Below are 22,719 nucleotides of genomic sequence, written 5' to 3'. Positions count from 1 at the left end.
GCACCGCACGCCGCCGCCGAAGCCCGCGACGACCTCAATCGTCCAGCAGCGAAGCGTCCCGCACCGCGCCCTTATCCGCCGACATCACGAGCTTGGCGTAAGCCTTGAGCGCGGTCGATACCTTGCGCGGACGCGGCGCGGCCGGCTTCCAGCCTCGGGCGTTCTGCTCTTCGCGGCGGCGCGCGAGCTCGTCATCCGACAGCAGCACGTCGATAGTGCGATTCGGAATGTCGATGCGAATCTTGTCGCCATTGCGCACGAGGCCGATAGCGCCGCCCGCCGCCGCTTCGGGCGAGCAATGACCGATTGACAGCCCCGACGTGCCGCCCGAAAAACGCCCGTCCGTGAGAAGCGCGCACGACTTGCCGAGCCCCTTGGACTTGATGTAGCTCGTCGGATAAAGCATCTCCTGCATGCCGGGTCCGCCCTTCGGACCTTCGTAGCGCACGATCACCACGTCGCCCGCCTTGACCTTGTCGTTCAGAATGTTTTCGACCGCCTCGTCCTGCGATTCGGTGACATGAGCCGTGCCTTCGAACACCAGAATGCTCTCGTCCACGCCAGCCGTTTTCACCACGCAGCCGTCCAGCGCGATATTGCCCGTGAGCACCGCCAGTCCGCCTTCGCGCGAGAACGCGTGTTCATACGAGCGGATGCAACCTTCGGCGCGATCCGTATCGAGACTCGGCCAACGCGTGTTCTGGCTGAACGCCACTTGCGTCGGCACGCCTGCGGGACCGGCCATGTAGAAGGTCTTCACGGCATCGTCGGGATTGCGCTTGATGTCCCACTCGTCGAGCGCGTCCTTGAGCGTGTGCGCGTGGACCGTCGGCACGTCGGTATGCAGCTTACCCGCTCGATCCAGTTCGCCGAGGATAGCCATGATGCCGCCCGCGCGATGCACGTCCTCGATGTGATACTTGTTCGTGTTCGGCGCGACCTTGCACAGTTGCGGCACGACGCGTGAAAGGCGGTCGATGTCCGTCATGGTGAAGTCGATTTCCGCCTCGCGTGCAATGGCCAGCAAGTGCAGGATCGTGTTGGTCGAGCCGCCCATGGCGATGTCGAGCGTCATCGCGTTTTCGAACGCCTTGAAGCCGACCGAGCGTGGCAGCACGCGGTCTTCCTCGTGCTCGTAATACTGCCGCGCCAGACCGACGATACGGCGCCCCGCGCGCTTGAAAAGCTGCTCGCGATCCGCGTGCGTGGCGACCACCGTGCCGTTGCCCGGCAGCGACAGACCGAGCGCTTCGGTCAGGCAGTTCATCGAGTTGGCCGTGAACATGCCCGAGCACGAACCGCACGTCGGGCACGCGGAGCGTTCGACCTCGGCGACATCGGCGTCGGAGTAGGAGGCGTCGGCGGCGATCACCATGGCATCGACCAGATCGAGCTTCTTGAACTCGATTGCCTTGGTCTTCGGATTGGCAAGATGCGTCTTGCCGGCTTCCATCGGTCCGCCGGACACGAAGACAACCGGAATGTTGAGGCGCATGGCGGCCATCAACATGCCCGGCGTGATCTTGTCGCAATTGGAAATGCAGACCATGGCGTCGGCGCAGTGCGCGTTGACCATGTACTCGACCGAATCCGCGATGATCTCGCGGCTCGGCAGCGAATACAGCATGCCGTCGTGACCCATGGCGATGCCGTCATCGACCGCAATGGTGTTGAATTCCTTGGCGACGCCGCCCGCTGCCTCGATCTCGCGCGCGACGAGCTGACCGAGATCTTTCAGGTGGACATGTCCGGGAACGAACTGCGTGAACGAATTGACGACGGCGATGATCGGCTTCGAAAAGTCTTCGTCTTTCATGCCGGTGGCGCGCCACAGCGAGCGCGCTCCCGCCATGTTGCGGCCGGCGGTGGAGGTTTTGGAACGGTATGCGGGCATTGTGATTTCGAGGAGTCGCGGGGAAGAATGCGGGCCAGGGGATGAGCGGCCGGACATGCGCCCGTGCGAACGACCTTTTGAGCTTCGCCGCGGGCAATCCCAATATTATCCCACAGGCCCTGAAACGACCGCTGGATGCGGCTTTGGCGGTTTTATCGCGATACGGGCGGCTGGAGCGGCTGGGGTGGCCGGGGTGGCGTTACCCACATGGCGCTCGGCACGATGAAATACTGCGGCGCATTGCGCGTGGAGAGCGTGCCAGTAACGGCGATAGGGACCCGCACCGGAGGCGGCGGCACGCCAATGAGCTGTATGCGCGGGACCATGAGCCGTCCCAGCGCGTCCTGCGAAAACCGCCTGTCCACGACGCACAGGGGCGGGTCCATTGCGAGCATCCAGGCGGTCCTGACGGAGCCATCGCTCGATTCCACGTCTTCACGCACGGCGGTGCCGAAAAGCGTGATTGCCGTGCCGACCGGATAGCACGCCACGTCGGCCCGGACCGCGCCGGCCCACAACCACAGTGCAACAAACAGGGAGCCGGTCTTCACGGATAAAGTGCGCAACGCGTTGTTCGTTACGCGCGTCGCGGACGCTGCACGCGCGCCATCGGCGTACGTTCGTCCGTCCTTCTCGGCGGCAGCGTATGCGGCTCGCACACAGTGGAGATCGCGTTCTTGTAGATGGCCTGCGAGCCTACCGGCGACTGCACGGCAATGACGTACTGATCGAAAGACTCGATGACGCCGGTGAGTTTTATACCGTTCACGAGAAAAACCCAGACGGTTTTTCGTTCGGCTATCAGGGCATCCAGGAATGCGGATTGAATTTCATATTCGACTTGTGACATAGCGGCCATCCTCGACTTGCGTTATTCGCCTAAAAATTGTTATCACAGGGGCGTATCTGTGTAGTAAAGCATATGTGCCGGCGCTCATTCCGGGTAAGTCATCGGTACTCCGGTAAGGAGCGCCCTGAGGTCGTCGGTATTAAACGGTTTCGCCAGAACGGTTACACCCAGGCGACGCGCCTCGGCGAGATGATCAGCGTAACCTGTCATAAGCACGACCGCTTGCCGGGGCAAATGTTTTCTTATCCATTCGGCCAGGCAAATTCCGTCGCAGCCCGGCATCTGAATGTCGGACAGTACCAGAGTGAATCGGTTTCCCTCCTTTAATACGCGCATGGCCGCGTCTCCGTCCGACTCGTGGCGCGCGTGCCAGCCGAGCACGTCCAGCACCGCGACGAGTCCCGCAGCCACTTCCTCGTTGTCCTCGACCAGCAGCACGGACGTCTCATTGTCGATCAAAGGCACGCTGACCGGTTCCGCTTCGTCTGCTTCGAGCGGCGCGGCGCCCGTCCAGCGTGGAAGGTAGATGAAAACGGTCGTGCCTTTTCCCCATGTCGTCTCCAGTCGCGCCGTGCCTCCGGCTTGCTCGGCCATGGCCAGTACCTGAGCGAGTCCGAGGCCCGTGCCCGCGCCCGCTGCCTTCGTGGTGAAGAGCGGCTCGAAAGCCTGGTGCGCCACTTCGTCGCTCATGCCGGTTCCGGTGTCGCGGCTTTCGATCACCACGTAATCGCCGGGCGGAACGCTGTAGCGCCGGCTGCTGAACGAGGTATTGCGCGCGGTGACGATGAAATGGCCGCCGCCACGCATCGCGTCTTTCGCATTGACGGCAAGATTGACGAGCGCGGACGTGAGCTCGACAGGATCGACCTTGACCATCCAGAGCGCGTCCGGCGCATTGATTTGCACCGTGATCTTGCTGCTCATGGCCGAATGGAGCAGCGGCTCCGCCTGTTCGAGCCAGCGGTTCAGATTGAGCACGCGCTGTTGCAACGGCTGCTTGCGTGCGACGCTCATCAGCCGGCGAGCCAAGACTCGCGCATTGATGGACGCGCGCTCGACCGCGTTCACCTCGTTCCTGACGCCGATATAGTTCTTGCGCCGCACGAGCTCCATGTTGGCCGTGACGACCATCAGCAGGTTGTTGAAGTCGTGTGCCACGCTCGCCACGAGATTACCGAGCGCGCCCATGCGTTGCAGATGCCGCGTCGCGTCTTCGGCGCGCTGGCGCATCGCCAGTTCGCGGCGCCAGTTGAGCCAAGCCGCCTCTTCCGCCTTGAGGCGGCGCAGCGAGAATACGACGAGAAACCACAAGCAGACGCATGGCACGAGCGCGAGTCCGGCCACCAGCATGTCGTCGTGCCACCAGTCGTGTATCACGTCGCTCATCGCATAACTCGCCGAAACATAGACCGGGTAATTCGATGCCTCGCGAAACGCCATCATGCTCTGGCCGCCATCGAGCGGTGAGTCGCCTCGCAGGGAGCCGATGGACACCCTGCGCGCGAACGCGTTGGCGAGCGGCACATGATGCGTCGGCGCATTCGTTAGCTTCGGCGCCGGCAGACGCACGAGGATGCCGCCGTCCTGTCGATACAGACCGAGCGTAAGTCCAGGATTGTCCACGAGAAGCTGGCGATAAAAGTCGAGCAAATAATTACGGTCGAGCGAAACGACCACCGCGCCAATAAAGCGCCCGTCGCTCGCGGTCCGCGCAACGAGTTCGTTCACGATATCAAGGCCTGCCATCCGGCCGCGCACCGGCATCGACACATACAGCGGTGCGTGCGCGGCGCGCGTGGCCAGAAAGTCGTCCCGGTCGCCTATCGATACGGCAGGCGCGGGCATCTGCTTACTTGTCGCGAGTATTTGGCCGGTTCGTCCAACCACGGAAAGCGCCGCCACGTGCGGCAGCTTGGTGACGAGCGCACTCAGCGTGTCGTGCAACTGCACCTGTTGGGTGCGCAGCGTTACCTCGTCGGTCGAGCCGATTGCCTCTCCGACACGTGCAAAAAGTTCGCGATTCAGATCGAGAAGGTTGACGAGCTTGCACTCGGCGATCCACGCAAGACGGTCGAGCGCAATTTGCTTTTCGTGAATGGCGCGATCGTACGTAACGTAGCCGTACAATGCCGCGCACAGCAGGGGAACCGTAACGGAGGTGACGAGCGCGGCCATGAGTCGCCGGCGCGCGGTCTGGAAGTCGGGGGTATGTCTCGAAACTTCGTCGGATGCGTCTTTGGAGGACGTGGCGGCGCCGGTCATTGAAGACCTCCGGACGAGCGCACCCGATTAGCCATGTCGGATGGCGGGCCGATATTGGTACGCATGTCACTGTCCTCGGAATAGGCGAAAACTTCGCATTTCAATGCGGCTTTCGCTCTTTGTCTGACATCCCGAGCCGGTCTCTCAGGTCGGCTCTTGAGCTTCGCCTTTATTTCGCGGCGAGGCTTATTCGTAATCCGTAGCAATCGTCATACCGCGCAAACAGGCACCAGCAGGTCGCATTTGCGCACGCGGCAGTACTTCCTGATAAGAGTAGAGGAACAAGTTGAGCGTTGTCGATCAAAAATTCGTGGCCGGTATCGATGTCGGCGGGACGAAGAAGGGGTTTCATCTGGTCATCGTGAGGGGCCGCGGCATCGAATGCGTTTTGACCAGCACGCATCCGCTCGAATTACACGAGCAGTGCCTGCGCTTCGGCGTCGCTGTCGTCGCCATCGATGCCCCTTGTCGTTGGGGAGCGGAAGGCGTTGGGCGCACGGCCGAGCGGCAACTGGCGCGCGAACGCATCTCCTGTTTTTCGACGCCAACGCTCCAACGCGCAGAATCGAATCCGAGCGGGTTCTTCGACTGGATGATCAACGGCGCGCGTGTGTACGATGCATTCGCGAACACTCATCCCATTCTCGAAACGAATCGATACTCGGGCAAGGCAGTCGCCATCGAGACGTTTCCGCACGCGACGACATGTGCGCTCCTTGGGCGCGAAGTCGCGTCGGCGAAGCTGAAGCGCGTGCAGCGCCGACGCCTTCTCGAAGACCTGGGCTTTGAAACGACGCGGCTGAAATCGATCGACTTCGTGGATGCAGCGCTCTGCGCGGTCACGGCGCAGCGCTTTGTCGAAGGCAACACGCGCGCCTTCGGCGACGAGGCCGGAGGCTTTATCGTCGTGCCGGATAAGACGCTCTAGATGGCCACATCCGTCCAGCGTCCGGCGTTCGCGCTTTGCACCGCCGCCGCGACGAAAGCGAGGCCCTTCACGCCGTCGATGACACCCGGGTAGAGCGTCGCTTCGCCGGAGACATCGCGCCCGGCCAATCGGTTGGCGACGCGCTTCGCGAACTCGGTGTACAGATTCGCAAACGCCTCGAAGTAACCTTCGGGATGCCCTATCGCAATGCGTGTCGATTGCTGCGCGCCTTGGCTCGTGGCGGGCCCGAGTCTGCGCGTGATGATCTGTTCGAAGCCATCCTTGCGCCGATGGATCAACCGGTTCGGCTCTTCCTGATGCCATTCCAGGCCGCCCGCGTCGCCATGAATTCGAAAGCTCAGGCCATGCTCGGAACCCGCGGCCGCATTGGTCACGTAAAACGAGCCACGCGCGCCGTTGCCGTAGTGCGTCAACGCGCCGACATAATCGTCCACCTGGCGGCCGGGAATGGCCGAGCCGAGGTCCGCGCAGATTTTCGTGACGTCGAGTCCCGTGACGAAGCCGCCAAGATGAAACGCGTGCGTGCCGATATCCATGAGGACGAGCGACTCGCCACCGCGTTTGCCCTCGGTGCGCCATCCCGAGGGCAAGTCGTGGTCCGCGAAATAGCCCTGGATGTATTGCAGATGCACTTGCCTGATCTCGCCCAGTTCGCCCGCCGCGACCATGTCGCGCGCTTGTCGCACCATCGGGTAACCGGTATAGCAGTAGGTCACGCAGAATTCGGCGTGTGTCTCGGCGACTTTGCGCGCAATGTCCCGCGCGGCGGCGAGCCCGTGCGCGAGCGGCTTGTCGCAGATGATATGAAATCCGCGATCCAGCGCCTGCATGCAGATGTCGTAGTGCGAGTCGTTGGGCGTCATGACGGCGACCACGTCCATCCGGTCGGGACGTTGAGCTTCGGCTTGCAGCATCTCCTGCCACGAGCCATACGCGCGTTCTGCAACGATGCCAAGCGCAATGCCCGCCTCGCGCGAGCGCACGGCGTCCGAAGTCAGCGCACACGCGACAACCTCGTATTGACCATCGAGCCGCGCCGCGATCCTATGCGTCTCGCCGATTATCGAGCCCGGTCCGCCGCCTACGAGTCCAAGACGGATGCGCCGTCCGATGATGTCGATCGTCATTGTCGAGTCCCGTTGGAAGGTCAAGCGGTGCGCCCGAGCGACGCGTAGTGGGTGAGCGCGTCATCGAACCGTTGCGCGGACCAGGCTTCTTCGATTGCCTGGTTGAACAGATCCTGCTGTGTGGCCGGCGCAAGACCGTTGAGCGGCGGATTGAGATCGAGGTTCGTCGGGAACGCGTAGCCTTCCGCGCAGGAAGCGATGATCGTCCGGGTTTCCGTATTCGTGATGCGTCCTTCGGCACGCATCTCGCGCAGCACGGAATAAAGCGCGGCGCACATGCGGTTGCGGTCGAGCGACTCCATCGCACGTCCATACGCCGACGACACCTGTAGCAGATTCGCCATGCGCTGAACGTCCGTGGTCCGGTTCGAGCCGGCCGCATGAAATAGCGCGGGGCTGAAGAAGATTGCATCGCCCTTTTTCAGCGGCAACTGCACGAAGTTCGCTTCGAAGTAGTCGCGGAAGTCTTGTCGCCGCCACGCGACGTAGCCTTCGGCATAGCGCTGCGAACAGGGCAGCAGCTTGGTGGGACCGCTTTCAACCGGCATGTCGCCATGCGCGACCGCGCCTTGCAAAGTGAGAAACGGCGACATTGCGTGAACGTGCGCGGGAACGCGCTGCGCCTCGTCGACCGTGAGGAAACCGAGGTGGAAGTCGCGATGCGCCTGCTGCGCCGCACCGCCCGGCCGCACGACATTCACTTGCGATGTCATCTGATAACCCGGCCCCAGCCACGCTTCCGATGCAGCCGCGATGACGGGATTGGCGAAGTATCGGGCGAAGACGGCTGGCGCTTTCAGGCAGAGCTTTTCCTGCGCGTTCCAGATGCGGTCGTTCGCTCCGGCCTTGGCGAAGTGGTCCGCCTTGCCGCCGCCCGCAGCGCGTTCCTCGCGAATGATTGCCTCGAAGACTTCGGTAGCTTCGTCGATGGGCGCGGTATCCGCATACGCTTCCCGAAGCACGAAAACACCGGCGCCCTTCGACAGCACGTGCGCCCATTCCGCGAGCAAGGACTGGCGACGCGCGGCATCGCCGAGCACGTTCTCGAGTTCGGGGCACGCATAAACAGGGATGCGCTCGCGCACTTCGGCGCAGTACTCGAGCGCTTCAATGTCATCCGCGGCTTCGACCTGCGCCACGAAGTCGCTCACCGAACAATCCTCTTCCCGATACCAGCCCGACCGCTGCGCCGACGTCATGGTGTCTCCTCAACTCTGGCGACAAGCTTAGTCTTATCGACGCGGGCTGCGTTATCATCGAAACATCAAAAACACATCAAAACGCCGGGACGCGAAGCCATGTCTCACCCGTTTCTGATCAAGGAAATCGCGCTTCAGGCGGGTGTCGGCACCGCCACCGTGGACCGCGCGCTGAACGGGCGGGCGCACGTGCGCGAACATACGCGGCGGCGTATCGAACAGGCGATCAGGGAACTGGAACAGCAGCAATTCCAGTTGGCGACGACGGGCCGCAAGATCGTCGTCGATGTCGTCGTGGAAGCGCCGCGCCGATTCGCCGACGAGATTCGCGAGGCGCTGGAAGCCGAAGTGCCGGGCCTGCATCCCGCCGTGTTCCGTATGCGCTATCTCATGCGCGAAAGCATGGTTGCGTCCGAGGTGGTTCAGGCGCTGCGCGACATCGCGCGCCGGGGCAGTCACGGCGTCTTTCTGAAAGCGCGCGATGTGCCGGAGATTTCGAGCGCGATTGCCGAGCTTCAGTCGTGTGGCATTCCGGTGGTGACGGTTTTCACCGACATCCCGTCGTCCGGCCGAATCACCTACGCGGGCCTCGATAACCGCGCGGCAGGCGCCACGGCGGCGTATCTCATCGGACAGTGGCTGGGTCGGCGGCCGGGCAATGTGCTCGTCACGTTGAGCCACGAACGTTTTCGCGGCGAAGAGGAACGCGAACTGAGCTTCCGGCAGGCACTACGCGCGCGCAACCCGCGGCTCGCCTTGATCGATGCCAGCGGTGGCCACGGTCTCGACGCGGCGACGGAAGAACGCGTGAGGCAGGCTGTCGGCGGTGGCCAAAAAATCGCGGCGGTTTATTCGATCGGCGGCGGCAACGTCGCGATACTCCGAGCGCTCGAAGCATTGGGGCTTCGGCCGAAGTGTTTCGTCGCGCACGATCTGGACCGGGAGAACACGCATCTGCTGCGCGAGGGCGCGATCTCCGCTGTGCTGCACCACGATCTTCGTCAAGACATGCGTTCGGCCTGTCAGCACGTGATGCAGTTTCACAAGCTGCTTCCTGCTTCGGGCGTGGCGCTGTCGTCGTCGGTCGTGGTGGTCACGCCCGAAAACATCCCGGCCTTCGTGGCGTCGCGCTTTTCTGCAAACACGGGCACGCGGCCTAGCGTGTGACCGGGTGAACGCGGTCCTGTCGTGCCGACCTTCTCCTCGATGCCTGACGCGCCTTTTCGCGCGGCGAGTTCGACAGACGCATCATCAGGCGCAGCGCCATCATCGCGCCGACGGTTTCCAGCACGGCGGCTGGCACCCACATGATGAGTCCGCCGAGGCTCTGATCGAGCGCGGGCGGAACGGACGTGAACGCGCGACCGCAAACTTCGAACACTGGGTAGAGATCGCGCGAGCTGAAGGTGATCAACGCACCCGCCAGAATTTGCGGCGTCATGGTGATGACGGGCGACAGCACGCGCAAGCCAGGCCGCGCGCGGCTCGGCGGGCTCGGGCGATGATCGAGGATCATCCACCAGTACATGAGTCCGCTGATCGCGACGGACCAGTTCATGAAGCGATAAATGCGCCAGTCGAGCATCGACACGAATTGGATTGAAGGCAGCAGCCACACGAGCACCGACACGATGAACGCCATGCCGATGACCGTAGGATTCAGCAGTACCGCTCCGAGCAGACGCGCGCCGCGACTGCGTTGCCAGTTCCGTAGCAGGGGCCGCCAGGCGAACGGCAGGCCCGCACGCAGCGCGGCGCCCGGATACGAAGCCATGAGAACGAGCGGCGCCAGATGATGCAGCACGAGATGCTGCAAACGATGCACGAAGAACTGATGCTCGGCGTAGTAGTCCACTTTCGTGTGCAGCGCGACGTAGAAGAGGACGATTCCGGTCCAGAACGCGATGCGCCGCGCCACGCTCATGCGCGCCTTTCGCGCGCCGCGCGCAAACAGCCCGGCCACGACGATAAACACGGCAACCAGCGCGTACGACGGCTCCCACGGTTCGAGCAAACTGATGAGCGACATAAGAAGACAGGCGAGAGTGCGAGTGTGCAATGGCGTGCATGGTATCAACCGCGCCTTGAATTCTGCTGACCGCCGCCGCGTATTCGACGCGAACGCGCCGTATGACATCGATTGCATGCGACGGTAAGTCGCGCCACGCGCCGGCCGAATCCCGCGCGAAAACCCATATCCGCTTAAACTCGTCGGTTGCCGCGACGCACGCCTTCACGTTGCCGACAAAACGGTATTATCGTCGGCGGATCGCTTGCATTCGGCACGCAGAGTTTCTTTTGAAAGCCTTTAGCCTTTAGTCGATGACAGACGAATCTTCCTCGCATCAGGACGTTGCGGCGCTTCAGGCCGAAATCGAGTCCTTGCGTGCGCAACTGAATTCACGCGACGACGCGCACGAACAAGTGCTGTGGCAACTCAGTCGCGATCTATTGGCCGTCGCCGACGAACAAGGCTCGCTCGCGAACGTCAATCCCGCGTGGACGCGCAATCTCGGCTGGTCGCTCGACGAAATCATCGGCCAGAATCTCGGCGAGTTCGTGCATGAGGAAGACCGCGAGGAAACGCTGCACGCACTGCAAAAGCTCGATCGCGACGGTTCCACCGCTGAATTCAAAAGTCGCATGCGCACGGCTTCGGGCAGTTATCGTCTGCTGGACGGTCGAGTGGATCGCATGCGCGGACGCATTTTCATCGTGGCGCGCGACATCACGGAACTGCGCGATCGCGAGATCGCACTGAACGATTCTCGAGACTTCGCGCGGCTTGCGCTGTCGGCGGTCAGCGGCGTGGGCGCGTGGACGTATGAGGTCGCAAGCGACTGCTTCTTCTGCGATGCAGCCGTGTCGGAGCTCTACGGCATCGACGCCAAGGAAGCCGCGCGCGGCATCAGGCGCGAGGGATTTCTCGCGAATGTCCATCCGGACGACCGCGCCGCGTTGCAGTCCACGATGTCGGGCGGCCTCGTGCGCAGCGGCGATCTCGAACTCGAGTACCGCATTCGTCATCCCGACGGTTCTACCCGTTGGGTCTTGTCGCGCGGCAATACGCATTTCAACGACGCAGGCGTGCCGGTGCGGCGCACGGGCGTCGGCATCGACATGACTTCGCAGCGGGACCTCGAACAGCAGCTGCGCCAGAGTCAGAAAATGGAAGCGGTCGGGCATCTGACCGGCGGCATCGCGCACGACTTCAACAACATGCTGCAAGGCGTGATCGGACCGCTCGAACTCATCCGGCATCTCGTCACGAAGGGCAATACCGCTGGCCTCGATCGCTTCATCGAGATGGCGATCTCTTCGGCCAAGCGCGCGGCGGGGCTCACGCATCGTCTGCTGGCGTTTTCGCGCAGGCAGCCGCTCGCGCCGAAGTCGGTGGATATTCGCGAGCTCGTCGTATCGCTCGAAGACCTGATTCAGCAGATGGCGAAGGAGACCATCGCGCTTTCCGTCGTCGCGGATGCCGAGCCGTGCTTCGTGCTCTGCGATACGAACCAGCTCGAAAGCGCCTTGCTCAATCTCGCGATCAACGCGTGCGACGCCATGCCCGACGGCGGGTCGTTGTCCATCGAGACATCGCGCAAGACGATCAGCGAGAAAGAGGCACGCATGCACAAGGATGCGCGCCCTGGACAGTACGTTTGCATCGCGGTCAAGGACACCGGCTCCGGCATGCCGCAATACGTCGTCAATCAGGCGTTCGAGCCGTTCTTTACGACCAAGCCGCTAGGGCAGGGCACGGGCCTCGGATTGTCGATGGTCTATGGCTTCGTCGGCCAGTCCGGCGGCTTCGTGACCATCGATAGCAGCGTCGGCGTCGGCACCGTGGTGCGACTGTTTCTTCCTGAAGAGATGGAACAGGCGGACGCGGCACCGGACGCGTCGGTCCACCGCAAGGAAATCGGCACGGGCGCGGGCGAAACCATCCTCATCGTCGATGACGACGAAACCGTTCGCCAGGTGCTCCAGGAATTATTCGAGCGCCTGGGCTACAAGACGATGACCGCGCACGACGGTCCCTCGGGGCTCGCTGTCTTGCAGAGCAAGACGCCGGTCGACTTGCTGATTACGGACGTGGGCCTGCCTGGCCTAAACGGCAGACAGATGGCCGATGCCGCCCGTATGCATCATCCCGCGCTGCCGGTGTTGTTCATCACGGGCTATGCGCAAGCGGCGACCGCGAACAACTCGCTGGATACAGGCATGCAGATGCTCACCAAGCCGTTTTCGACGGAGGCGCTGCTTGATCGCGTACGCGCCATGCTCGGCGCCTGAACTTGCGAGAAGGCGCGCGAATCGGCTAAAAGCCGCCTCGCAACAAGTGCAGCGACGCCAAGCATTGCAACAGCGCACCGCCAGCGAGAAAACACGCGACGACGCTGAGCCGCACGCGCATTCTCCAGTCTCCGACCGATGTGTCACCCATGATTCGGCGCTCCTTTGAGCGGTAAAAGCAATTCCGCGCGACTCCCATTCAAGCGAGCCGCGCGATGAACCTACCCGTGATGCGAAGACTTACACGAAGGCACTGCTCATATTCAGACTGCCGTTGACGCCTGCCGGGAAAAAGCCGCCTTTGTTCACTGCCGCCTTGCTCAGATAAACGATGTTGAGCACATCGTCATACGAGCGGCTGAACGCGATGCCGTTGCTATCGAGCGGGACGATGTTCGAGATTTGCGACGACGCGCCCGCAATACCCTGATCGACATCGCTGGATGAATCGAGCGAATCGCGCGCATCGGAAATGGCTTGCGTCGCGGTCACGAGGCTCGGTGTCTGAATACCCTTCGTATAGAGCACCGTCCGAACGAGACCCGCGTGATAGGCCTCGGCCGCGAGAATGCCCGCTGCCGCTTCCAGATAGGTCTTGTTCGTAATGAGCGGCGACGCGCCCTTATAAGCGGTCACGCCCACGTCCTCGAAAATATAGGCGCCGAGGAGGAAGTTGTTGTCGTTCAGATAAGGGTTGAACGCCGTGCCAGCCGGAGCCAGGCCCGCCGCTTGGGCCGCGAGCGAGAAGGCCCCGTTCGGATCGACACCGCCGACATCGAGCGCGGGCATCGCCACGGCGGATGCGCCTAACGCCGTGCGAAGGAACGCCACGTGCTCCAGTTCATCCTTGGCAATCTCGCGTGCATAAGCGGCGACGACGGGATCGGAGAACTGGACTTGTTGTCCGGCCACGACCTTTCCTGGCGTGCCCACGCCGCTCATGAGATTGGCGGGGAGTCCTGCGCCGGTCGTTGCGTAGGCATAGAACGTTGCTTCGAGATATTCGAGATTCAATGCGAAGTTGAGAATCTCGGCATCGGTTGGGCCGGTTGCGGCATTGGCGTTATCGCCCGAGCCGCCCCCGCAGGCGCCGAGAATCGTGCCGCCGACGAGCCCTAGTCCCAGGCCGCCAGCACTCCGAAAGAACTGGCGCCGCTTTTCACGTCGTTCCACTCGACGGTCGAGCACCGATGTCACCGCAATATCTTCGAGCATGTCAGTCTCCTTTATCTCAGGTAGATGGGCGTACATGTTTTCCGCATGGACGAAGGGGCATGCGCCGCGCTTCTCCAACGGACTGTTTCGATGGTGAGCAGACTCGACCGATATGTCTGGCAGCCACGTCGACGGATACGTTGAAGATCGTGCGAAGAGATTCGCGCTGTAACACATGCTTGCATCTATCCGGTGATTGACGAGTTCTTTACTCGATGCGGGACGAGCATCGGGAAACATGACGGTGCTCGAATAAAGATGTTTTTGCATCCGCAAGACACGCACTTGCGTATAGCGTAAGTGGCGTCAATCGCTCTCTTCAACTTCTTCATCCGACATGCCGTATCTACAGTCTCGCCGCTTATCGCTCAAGCTCGTTTCCTGCTTTGCCGTGTTGTCGGCGCTGACCGCATGCAGTCCCGTCAGGCTCCTGAATGCACTCGTGCCAAGCAATGATTTCGATGTACAACGCGCCGTTCCTTATGGAGAGGGTGACAGGCACGAAGCCGATATCTATGTGCCGCGCGCATCCACGGATAACCCACGCGGCCGGCCGATGGTCGTGTTCTTCTATGGCGGAAGCTGGCAATCGGGAAGCCGTCGTGACTACCTCTTCGTGGGCGAGGCGCTGGCGTCGCGCGGCATCGTCACGGTCATTCCCGATTACCGCTTATATCCGTCCACCCTTTTTCCAGGTTTCGTCGAGGACGCGGCTGCCGCCGTTGCATGGGCGAAGGCGCATGCGAAAGACTACGGCGCAGACCCCGAGCGCATCTTCCTGATGGGACACTCGGCGGGCGCGCATATCGTCATGCTGCTCGTCACGGACAAGCACTATCTGGCCGCCGATGGCGTGGATACGAGTTCGCTTGCTGGCGCGATAGGGTTGTCCGGTCCGTATGACTTCCTGCCCTTGAAGGACGATGCGCTCAGGAGCATCTTTCCCGCGAGTCTCAGAGCGGCGAGCCAGCCGATCAATCATGTAAGCGGCCACGAGCCGCCGCTCTTTCTGGGCGTCGGTTTGTCGGATGTAACGGTCGATCCCGGCAACACGTTCCGGTTCGCGGCGCGTGCCAACGAAGCAGGCGACAGCGTCGAGGTGAAGCAGTACGCGGGCATCAATCACGCGATGATCGTCGGGAGCGTGGGGCGACCGGTGCGCGCGCTGTCGCCGCTCATCAAGGTTGCACCGGTGCTCGACGACGTCACCGCGTTCATCGATCAGACGTCACTCAACGCAAGCCGTGCAGCGTCGGCGAAGTGACGCGCGTCATGTCCTTATGATGCGATGCGGCGAAACGCGCGATCGAACATCAGCCGGTCCATCAGCCAGACGGCGAGCATGGTGAGTCCCATCAACGGGAATACGATGCCAAGCAGCGCGAGTCCGGTCTTCCATGCGCGCATGGGCGGCGCCAGTCGCTCACGCGCCGGTGCGCCGAGCGTGCGTTGCGGACGACGCTTCCACCACATGACGAAGCCGGTGACGGCCATTGCCGCGAGGCTGAGCGAAATCGACGCGCATGCAAGTTGATTCCAGAAGCCGAAGTATCGGCCCATGTGCAGCGACGTGCCGTACGAAACCGCCTGCGCAACTGCGCCATAGTCTCGATAGCGGATGTCCTTGAGCACCGCGCCGCTGTATTGATCCACGTAGAGGGTGCGTTCGAGTTTCGGATCAGCGGGGAACCAGGAGACGGTGTAGACGCCCGTTGCCGTCGATGGCACCACGATTTCATAGCCGCTTCCCACGCCAAGCGATGCCGCGATATCCATCACGCGCTGCAACGGCAGGCGTGCGCCTTCCGCTGCGTGCGACTCGGGAACAGCGGCGTTCGTGACGGCCCACGGTGTTTGCGTCAAGGGTAGATCGCTCATCACCATGCCGGGCATGGAATCGCCGTTGCCGGCGTCGTGACGATGTTCGCCGGCATTGTTCGAAGCGGTCGCGACGCTGGCCTTGCCCGGCACGGATGATTGCAGGGGCAAGCCGCCCCAAGCGCCCGCCGGCGTACCGATATTCGCGCTCGTCGCAAGCGCATTGAAGTTTTTGCCCCACGAACCCGACCACGGCAAACCCGTCACCACGAAGAATAGCGCGCCGAACGCAAGCCAAATGCCCATTACCGCATGCACGTTCTTCCACAAGGGCCGGCCTGTAAGCGAGAGCCGCGGCAGCAGCGCATCGCGCGCGGTGGTCTTCGTGCGTGGCCACCATAACGCAACCCCGGTGCCGATCATCACGAGCGTCCAGCATGCGGCGAGTTCCATCAACAGCTCGCCAGCCTTGCCGAGTAACAGTTTGCGATGCACCATGCGATCGAGCTGGATGAACCGGTTCTCGACGCTTAGCGTGCCGAGCACCGCGCCGGTGTACGGATTGAGGTAGACACTTTCCTTTTCGCCGCTCGGCAGCTTGAAGACGAATTCGGCGCTGCGAGAAGGATCGTCGAGAACATGCACTGTCGATATGACCGCGCCATGCGGCACTGCCGCGCGTGCATCGTGCATCAGTTGATCGGGAGGCAAACGTGGCGTGGTTCGCGGTGCAACCACCATTTGTTGTCTGTATAACAACGGCTCGATTTGCGGCTGAAAACAATAGATCGTTCCCGTGATGGCGAGGACGATCAGAAAGGGCATCACGAAGAGCCCCGCGTAAAAGTGCCAGCGCCATAGCGTTCGATAACTGCCCTGGGATGCGCTGGCCGCCTGGGCCGCACTCGAGGCGGCGCTGCTGGTCTTCGCGTGCATTGTGTTTCTCCATGCCACTTTCGGTGGCGTATCGTGGGATCGGGACATCACGATGCGAGTGCGCGCGCATGCCTGCGCGACGTTCGGCATCGATCAAGCGGATATCGGCTTCAGGAGAAAGCGGGCGGGGCGCGCGCATGGCGCGAGGTGCGCGGCTCGATGCGTAACGTGCTGACAAAACGCGTGGCGACGAGTTGCGCGATGGCGCGAGCGGTGACCGCAAAGCTCACCGGCAAGCCCGGAATGAAGGGCACATGCGCAAGCAGGCCGCAATAACCGCATGCTTGTCCATCCGGCATCGTGGTGTGCGAGTGAGACGCGTGGTCCGCGTCGTCGCTCATCGATTGCGTTCGTTCCATCGGGCAGTCCGCGTCCATCGTCATGGCCGGCATGCGCGCGGCGACGACGAGTTGCGAAACCGTAGGCGCGAGCGTTGCCATGAGGATCGCAAGCAATCCAAGCAAGCTGCACCATGTCCGAAAGAAACGGCTCTGCATGTCGCGGTGGGTCAATGAAGATGCCTTAGAAAGCGTAGCGCATGCCCGCGAAAATGCTACGTCCTTCGCCCGGATAGAAGATTGCGTTCGAGGTCGTGCGAGCATCGGCGACCGTGCTGATGTCGCTCACGTAACGCTTGTTCGTCAAGTTGCGCGCATCGACGAAAACCGAGAGACCATTGCGAAAATCCATTCCCGCCTGCACGCCGAGGAGCGTGTAACCGGGCACGCGCAAGGTGTTGGCGTCATCCGCCCATGCGCCCGCCGGAACCCAGTCCACCGATGCCGATATATGAAACCCGTTGGGCCGCGAATAGCCAAGCGCCGCGCGGATCACGTTCACCGGCACGCCTGCGATGCGGTTGGAGCCGTATTGCGGATCGTCCTTGAAACGGAAATCGCTCAGATTCCAGAGCCCGGACAACGTAATCTTGTCGCCCGCGCCGGCATGCGTGATGTCGCGCAGCACATCCACCGATACACCCGCCTCGATGCCTTGCAGCACGGTCTTGTTGGCGTTGAACGTGGAGGCGGGAATGTCGGGATCGGTCGTGTATTGAAGCAGTTGATCGCGCACGAGCGAGCGATATGCGGTCAGGTCCCAACTCACGCGATCGCGCGTGCCGCGCGTGCCGATCTCAAGCGTCCATGCATGTTGCGATGCCAGCGGCGTGAAGCGCGTGGTGTTCGAGAAGGTCTGCGTGAGGTCGGTGAAGTCCGGAACATCCTGGCTGCGCGTGACATCCACGAATGCCTGAATGTCCTTGTTCGGTTGCCACAGCAGGCCGAGCTTCGGATTCACGCCGCTGAAATTTTCGCTCGCCGACTTGTAGTTCGGATCGGCGGCGAGACCGCCATGATCGACATATTTGCGCACGTCGCGCAGCGCCTTGAAGCCGGCCATCACGGCGAAGGTCGGCAGAAAGAAGAGCCGGTCTTCAACATACGCTTCGTAGTTATAGGCGCTTTGTGTCGAGTCGAGCGTTTGCGTGCCGCGCTCGCCCGACACGTTCACGTACTGCCGCGCCTGGGTGTTGCCGCCGAAGAAACGCGCGCCCGCGATCACATCGTTGCGCATGCCGCCCACGTCGATGGTCGCCGTATAACGCGGCGCGAAGCCGTAGGTCCAGCCATCCTGATCGATCACCTGGAAGATCGGGTGATAAAGGCTCTTGTGAATGGCCCACGTGACGAAATCGAGCTGTCCGACATCGAGCTTGACCGTCGTGCGATTGGCAATGCGCTCGGTGCGCGTGTCGCGCGCCTGATCGCCGGCAAGCGCGCTCGCGGAAGCCTTCGTGGGATTGTTCAGGGCATCGCTCAGCGACAGCGTGCCGGGCAGTTGCTGATCGATGATGTACGCGCCGAGATAGAAACGCGTTTCGACATCGGGCGAAAATTTATAACCGATATTCGCGTTGAACTGCTCGTACTGGCCGCGATCGTGATCGCGATAACCGTCCGCATGATTCACCGAGAAAGTGCCGATGAAGTCCAGCGGCCCGACCACGCGCGAGAACTGCGCGCTGCCCCGGATGGTGCCGTAACTGCCGCCTTCCAGCCGCACGATGTTGGGCGCATCCGCCGTGTAGGCGGTGGGCGTGAGGAAATCGATGGCGCCGCCGAGCGTCGACGAGCCATACGCGAGACCGTTGCCGCCTTTATAGACCTCGGCGGATTGCAGCGCGAGCGGGTCGATCTGGTAGTAGTCGCCGCTGCCATCGGCGAGATTGGTGGGAATGCCGTCCTGAAGAATTTCGAGGCCGCGCGTGTGATAGCCGCGTGCGATGCCCGAGCCGCGAATCGACAAGCGCAGCTCTTGTCCGTAGCGCGTCTGCACGAACACGCCGGGCACGTTCTTGAGCACGTCGCGCAACGTGAACGCGTAGGTGTCGCGGTAATCGGCGCTATCCACGAAGCCCACGGAGCCGACGGTCTGATCGAGCGTCTGCTTTTGCTTGATGACAGTTTGCGATGTCAGCGAGTTCGCGGACTGGCCCTGGACGATGACTGCGGGAAGTGTGGCGGTCGCGTCGTCTTGCGGCGTCTGCGCAATGGCGCGCGTTGCGAAGAGCGCCGTCATGCCTGTCATCAGCGCGCCCTTTCTGGCAAGTCGTCTCATGATTGCGTCTCCATTGCAGAAGACGCGGAAGACGTCCCGGCGGGGACGTGCGTATGACGCGTGGACGGCAAAGCGCCGCCACGTTCGAATGTGGTGAACATGGTTCATCTCCGAGTTCGATTGATCGGGACTCGCACGAACAGACGAACGTGCGAGACCGCGCAACGCCTCACGGCAGTGCGGCATTGCGTTGGCAAAACGAAGTCAGATCAGAACGGGAGGCGCGCGCGGTTGCGCGGTGGTGAACGGCTGTGCGGGACGCTCGATCTCGGTCCGTGCGACCGCGATAGCGCGTGCTGCGGGAACATCGAGCGCGAAGCTCGCGCTTGCGCCCGGTACGACGGGTGTATGCGCGAAGAAGTGACAATAGCCACACGCTTTGCCGTCGAATTGCGAGAGCGCGTCGGGCGAGTGATGACCGGAAGCAGCATCGCCCGATGCAGCATGTGCCGAACACAATTCGGCGAGCGGGATGCCGTCATGCGTATTGGCTGCGATCAGCTGCGAGACCATCGGCGCGAACGTAATCAGCAGCATTGCAAGCAATGCCAGCAGAGAACCCGTTCGTTGATGAGTGCGGCTGCGCATAGGCCCAGGCGGGGAGGCAGATGAAAGTCAGCCGATTATGCCATCCGGCTAACTGTCTTTACACGCCGCTAGCGTGAAAAATTCCCGCTATAAGAAATGCTGCGTGGATCCATGTCGCAGGCTGGATCAGCCGCGCGCGTCGATCCAGTCGCGTGCCCAGATGCGTGAGTAATTCACGGCGTCGGCTTCTTTCGAAAAATAGCCGAGCGAATAAAAACGATACTGCGTGTCGATGGGATCTTCGTCGGAACGCTCGAGGAGGAGATTCGCGGAGAAGCTTTGATCGCGCAAACGATGCGCGGACGGATATACCGCATAACCGCGGTAGTTTTGAGAATGTGCCATTTTAATTTTAATGAAGAGGCCTTCCGGCAATGAACACGGAAAGTCAGCGGACTAATGCCGCAAAAACGAAAACTAAAGGATGTCAGGCGAATTAGCCTGTTTGATGAACTGCGCGGGAGAAAATCTGGACTGCGAGATTTGGACTGCGAGGCTCAACTAAAACCCAACTGATATAAAAAAGGACCCGGTTTCCCGGGTCCTCACGCTACGAAGCTACTTGGAGCTTACAGCGGCGTGATGTTCGAAGCTTGCATGCCCTTCGGGCCGCGCTTCGTTTCGAAGCTTACCTTCTGTGCTTCGACCAGGGTCTTGAAGCCTTCCGAACGGATTTCGGAGAAATGGGCGAAGAGGTCGTCGCCGCCGTTATCCGGGCTGATAAAGCCGAAGCCCTTGGTGTCGTTAAACCACTTGACGGTACCGGTATCCATGATATTCCTTGGAAAAAATTTGGATGAAAATTGCTTTGAAACAGCGAAGCTGCAAGGAGGGAATGGACAACGAATACCGCGGAAAACGCACTATTGATGAGCAGCAATCAACTTCTTGAACTTCAGAACGGATTATCACAATTCCACATATTTTAGTCAAGTATATATTTGTCACCGTGAATAAAAGGCGGACCGGAGGTCCAAAAACCCGGCTCCGAACCCGCCCGTAACCCATGCTCAGGCTGCCGCAAGCGCGTAGCGCCGGCAATGTTCGAGATAGCCGGTTTCGTGACTGCCCACGAGTTCGACGATGCTGCTCCAAAGCCACAACGGCGCGTCGATCGATTTGGTCTTCGTGCGCCGTAGCTCCGAGAGCCAGCTGCGGCGGGTGTTCTTGTCCATTTGGCGCGCGTGCGCCTGACCGACGACGAGCGCGAGATAACGCGCGACTTCCATTGCCTCCGTTTGTCCGATCTGCTCGATCTCCAGCTTCAAATCCTGCGGCAACAATTCGCGCAGGATTACCGGCCGTCCCTGCAGACTCGCGGCGCGCATGCGTTCGCCGAGATGAGGCGAGAGATGGCGCGCGCCTTCCACGACGCGTTCGGCGTGATCGCGCGGCATCGACGTGCCGGGATAGCGCGGCGCGGCGGCCTTGACGCCTTCCTTGATGTCCATGATGCACAGGTCGTCGCCTTCGATCACGCCGCCGTCGACATCCAGCAGCACGGCGTAGCGCAGACGTCCGAGCGAGCTACAACCCTTGACCCAGTAGGCGGCGTCGAGCACCGTGACTTCGCCGGTATCCGGGCGTCCGCGCAGACTCGTCGCGAGTTGCGTCACGCTGGCCTTTTCGAAGAGCGATACGATTTCGGCGCGCTCTTTCTTGCTGATCGGCCAGAAACGGTTGCCGAATGGAATGGTGGGCTGCACGTCGTCGAGCCGCTCGCGGGCAAGATGCTTCCACGAACGGCGTACCGCTTCGCGCATCACCACGCGAACAACTTCGGGCCTGCGCACGGAATTGGCGTCGCTATCCTTGTCGAAGGCTTCGGCGTAACCCGCGAACAGCGCTTCGATCATGTTGATGGTCGTAACGCCGGGCAGCGCCGATCCGCGCGCGGCCGTCGCGAGCGACAAGCCAAGCCGGATCAAATCGTGCGCGGGATTGCCGATAACCGTCTGGTCCAGATCGCGTATCTGGATTTCGATCTTCCCTTTCGCGTCCGCGATCGGGCCAAGATTCCCGGTATGACAATCGCCGCAAATCCAGATGGCCGGGCCGTGCGGCAAACTGCGAATCTCGGCTTCTTCGAGCCAGTCGTAAAACTTGATCGTGTTACCGCGCACATAGGCGTGCGTCGAGCGCGCCATCTTGGCGTTGCGCTTGAGCTTCAGGATGTCCTGACGGCTTTCGGAATCAGGCACCTTGGTTTTAGGTTTGAGCATGTGGAGCAAGTAGTCGTGGGCAGAACGGGCGCATCGAGCGCGATTCGACGTTAGCTGCCGATCATCCGGCGCGCCATGTCGTTTTCGAAGCGATGCAATCGCACACCGTGTGCCTGAGCGGCAGACGCGGATTACATCTCCGGAATGCGGATATCCGCCTGGACGATTTCGCTGCCGCGCGCCGATGCAGCGTTGACGGCTTCGTCCTTCTTGCTATATGGACCAATGGTTTCGGCGCCATCGAACGGAAAAAGCAGACGGCCGTCGGTCTTTCTAACGACTTTCAGCGTGCCGAAAAATCCGGAGGTGGGCGAGCCGCGGTAAGACGCATAAATTTCGAAGTCGCCAGCGCTGACGCCGGGCGCGGGAACGGTATAGCGGGAGGGGGAAAGCACGAGCTTCGGTCTTCGTCCAGTCATGATCTTCATCGGTAGCGTACGAGGGCTCGCCGGGAAGCAGCCGGACACCGGGGCAACGGTTTGAGCATCGCGCCGCTCGGGTTTGTCGATCTTTCCGACGAGCGGTGCGAGTACTGACTACCCAGCACTAACCGTTCCAGTCATCGGCCGCCTTGCTGTGCGGGTTTCGACAGGATGAAAAGAAAGCGGTATCCGCTCAACGCGACGCTTATGGCGCAAGCAACGGGTCGATAAGCTTGGTGGACCAGGGAAGGATGACGGGCGCGGGCATGGCCAAATGCTGCACGGACAAACGCGAATGCCACGTAACGTGCGACGCGGAACGTGC

At 61.6% G+C, this 22,719-nt stretch carries 20 protein-coding genes; 4 read left to right on the top strand and 16 right to left on the bottom strand.

Annotated elements, in window-relative coordinates:
• Positions 1-34 precede the first annotated feature (34 nt).
• From ilvD to NCR98_RS23185, 4 genes are all read right to left on the bottom strand, one after another.
• Positions 35-1,894 carry a dihydroxy-acid dehydratase gene (gene ilvD / locus NCR98_RS23200; RefSeq protein WP_250469867.1) on the bottom strand — a complete coding sequence of 620 codons (1,860 nt, stop codon included), beginning with the start codon at positions 1,892-1,894 and terminating at the stop codon, positions 35-37.
• 152 nt (positions 1,895-2,046) lie between these two features.
• Positions 2,047-2,460: a hypothetical protein gene (locus tag NCR98_RS23195; protein WP_250469866.1), complete on the bottom strand. Its 414-nt coding sequence runs from the start codon at positions 2,458-2,460 to the stop codon at positions 2,047-2,049.
• An 11-nt stretch (positions 2,461-2,471) separates the two neighbouring features.
• On the bottom strand, positions 2,472-2,744 hold the full coding sequence (hfq, locus tag NCR98_RS23190; RefSeq protein WP_250527456.1) for an RNA chaperone Hfq: 273 nt from the start codon (positions 2,742-2,744) through the stop codon (positions 2,472-2,474).
• 84 nt (positions 2,745-2,828) lie between these two features.
• Positions 2,829-5,006 carry a hybrid sensor histidine kinase/response regulator family protein gene (locus NCR98_RS23185; protein ID WP_250527455.1) on the bottom strand — a complete coding sequence of 726 codons (2,178 nt, stop codon included), beginning with the start codon at positions 5,004-5,006 and terminating at the stop codon, positions 2,829-2,831.
• Positions 5,007-5,292: 286 nt separating this feature from the next.
• Here NCR98_RS23185 and NCR98_RS23180 point away from each other — a divergent pair, with 286 nt between their 5' ends.
• Entirely contained in the window at positions 5,293-5,934 is a 642-nt protein-coding gene (locus NCR98_RS23180; RefSeq protein ID WP_250494908.1) for a DUF429 domain-containing protein, read from the top strand.
• Here NCR98_RS23180 and NCR98_RS23175 read toward each other — a convergent pair.
• Positions 5,931-7,082 carry a Gfo/Idh/MocA family protein gene (locus NCR98_RS23175; RefSeq protein ID WP_250527454.1) on the bottom strand — a complete coding sequence of 384 codons (1,152 nt, stop codon included), beginning with the start codon at positions 7,080-7,082 and terminating at the stop codon, positions 5,931-5,933. The genes NCR98_RS23180 and NCR98_RS23175 overlap by 4 nt on opposite strands.
• 20 nt (positions 7,083-7,102) lie before the next feature.
• Positions 7,103-8,281, bottom strand: a complete 1,179-nt coding sequence (locus NCR98_RS23170; RefSeq protein WP_250494910.1) for a phytanoyl-CoA dioxygenase family protein — start codon at positions 8,279-8,281, stop codon at positions 7,103-7,105.
• Positions 8,282-8,380: 99 nt separating this feature from the next.
• Here NCR98_RS23170 and NCR98_RS23165 point away from each other — a divergent pair, with 99 nt between their 5' ends.
• The gene (locus NCR98_RS23165) at positions 8,381-9,448 is read left to right on the top strand and encodes a LacI family DNA-binding transcriptional regulator (protein WP_244831800.1); all 1,068 of its coding nucleotides are present in this window, start codon (positions 8,381-8,383) and stop codon (positions 9,446-9,448) included.
• On the opposite strand, the gene NCR98_RS23160 is transcribed toward NCR98_RS23165, so the two are convergent.
• Positions 9,438-10,310 carry a cytochrome c oxidase assembly protein gene (locus tag NCR98_RS23160; RefSeq protein WP_250511443.1) on the bottom strand — a complete coding sequence of 291 codons (873 nt, stop codon included), beginning with the start codon at positions 10,308-10,310 and terminating at the stop codon, positions 9,438-9,440. The two genes, NCR98_RS23165 and NCR98_RS23160, sit on opposite strands and share 11 nt — an antisense overlap.
• A gap of 293 nt (positions 10,311-10,603) precedes the next feature.
• On the opposite strand from NCR98_RS23160, the gene NCR98_RS23155 reads away from it, so the two are divergent.
• The gene (locus NCR98_RS23155) at positions 10,604-12,574 is read left to right on the top strand and encodes a hybrid sensor histidine kinase/response regulator (RefSeq protein WP_250527453.1); all 1,971 of its coding nucleotides are present in this window, start codon (positions 10,604-10,606) and stop codon (positions 12,572-12,574) included.
• A 240-nt stretch (positions 12,575-12,814) separates the two neighbouring features.
• Here NCR98_RS23155 and NCR98_RS23150 read toward each other — a convergent pair whose 3' ends face one another.
• A complete protein-coding gene (locus tag NCR98_RS23150) occupies positions 12,815-13,789 on the bottom strand; it encodes a ferritin-like domain-containing protein (protein ID WP_244831796.1) in 975 nt (324 codons plus the stop codon).
• A gap of 442 nt (positions 13,790-14,231) precedes the next feature.
• On the opposite strand from NCR98_RS23150, the gene NCR98_RS23145 reads away from it, so the two are divergent.
• Positions 14,232-15,053: an alpha/beta hydrolase gene (locus tag NCR98_RS23145; protein ID WP_350029519.1), complete on the top strand. Its 822-nt coding sequence runs from the start codon at positions 14,232-14,234 to the stop codon at positions 15,051-15,053.
• A 14-nt stretch (positions 15,054-15,067) separates the two neighbouring features.
• Here the strand turns inward: NCR98_RS23145 and NCR98_RS23140 are convergent, their stop codons facing one another.
• The 8 genes from NCR98_RS23140 to NCR98_RS23105 form a co-directional block, all read right to left on the bottom strand.
• Positions 15,068-16,543: a PepSY-associated TM helix domain-containing protein gene (locus NCR98_RS23140; protein ID WP_250527451.1), complete on the bottom strand. Its 1,476-nt coding sequence runs from the start codon at positions 16,541-16,543 to the stop codon at positions 15,068-15,070.
• A gap of 110 nt (positions 16,544-16,653) precedes the next feature.
• The gene (locus tag NCR98_RS23135) at positions 16,654-17,055 is read right to left on the bottom strand and encodes a DUF2946 domain-containing protein (protein WP_250527450.1); all 402 of its coding nucleotides are present in this window, start codon (positions 17,053-17,055) and stop codon (positions 16,654-16,656) included.
• 10 nt (positions 17,056-17,065) lie between these two features.
• Entirely contained in the window at positions 17,066-19,162 is a 2,097-nt protein-coding gene (locus tag NCR98_RS23130) for a TonB-dependent receptor family protein (protein ID WP_250527449.1), read from the bottom strand.
• A gap of 204 nt (positions 19,163-19,366) precedes the next feature.
• Positions 19,367-19,750 (bottom strand): DUF2946 domain-containing protein, encoded by a 384-nt coding sequence (locus tag NCR98_RS23125; RefSeq protein ID WP_284503509.1) that lies wholly within the window; start codon positions 19,748-19,750, stop codon positions 19,367-19,369.
• 126 nt (positions 19,751-19,876) lie between these two features.
• Positions 19,877-20,095: a hypothetical protein gene (locus tag NCR98_RS23120; protein WP_244831790.1), complete on the bottom strand. Its 219-nt coding sequence runs from the start codon at positions 20,093-20,095 to the stop codon at positions 19,877-19,879.
• Between the two features lie 224 nt (positions 20,096-20,319).
• Complete coding sequence (locus tag NCR98_RS23115) at positions 20,320-20,523, bottom strand: cold-shock protein (RefSeq protein WP_244831789.1); 204 nt, start codon at positions 20,521-20,523, stop codon at positions 20,320-20,322.
• 237 nt (positions 20,524-20,760) lie between these two features.
• Positions 20,761-21,972 (bottom strand): DUF2252 domain-containing protein, encoded by a 1,212-nt coding sequence (locus NCR98_RS23110; protein ID WP_244831788.1) that lies wholly within the window; start codon positions 21,970-21,972, stop codon positions 20,761-20,763.
• A 131-nt stretch (positions 21,973-22,103) separates the two neighbouring features.
• Complete coding sequence (locus NCR98_RS23105) at positions 22,104-22,391, bottom strand: DUF6723 family protein (RefSeq protein WP_250469853.1); 288 nt, start codon at positions 22,389-22,391, stop codon at positions 22,104-22,106.
• Positions 22,392-22,719: the final 328 nt, after the last annotated feature.

This window comes from Caballeronia sp. GAWG2-1 (genome assembly GCF_023631405.1).
Lineage (GTDB): Bacteria > Pseudomonadota > Gammaproteobacteria > Burkholderiales > Burkholderiaceae > Caballeronia.
This window is presented reverse-complemented; position numbering and strand designations above follow the sequence as displayed.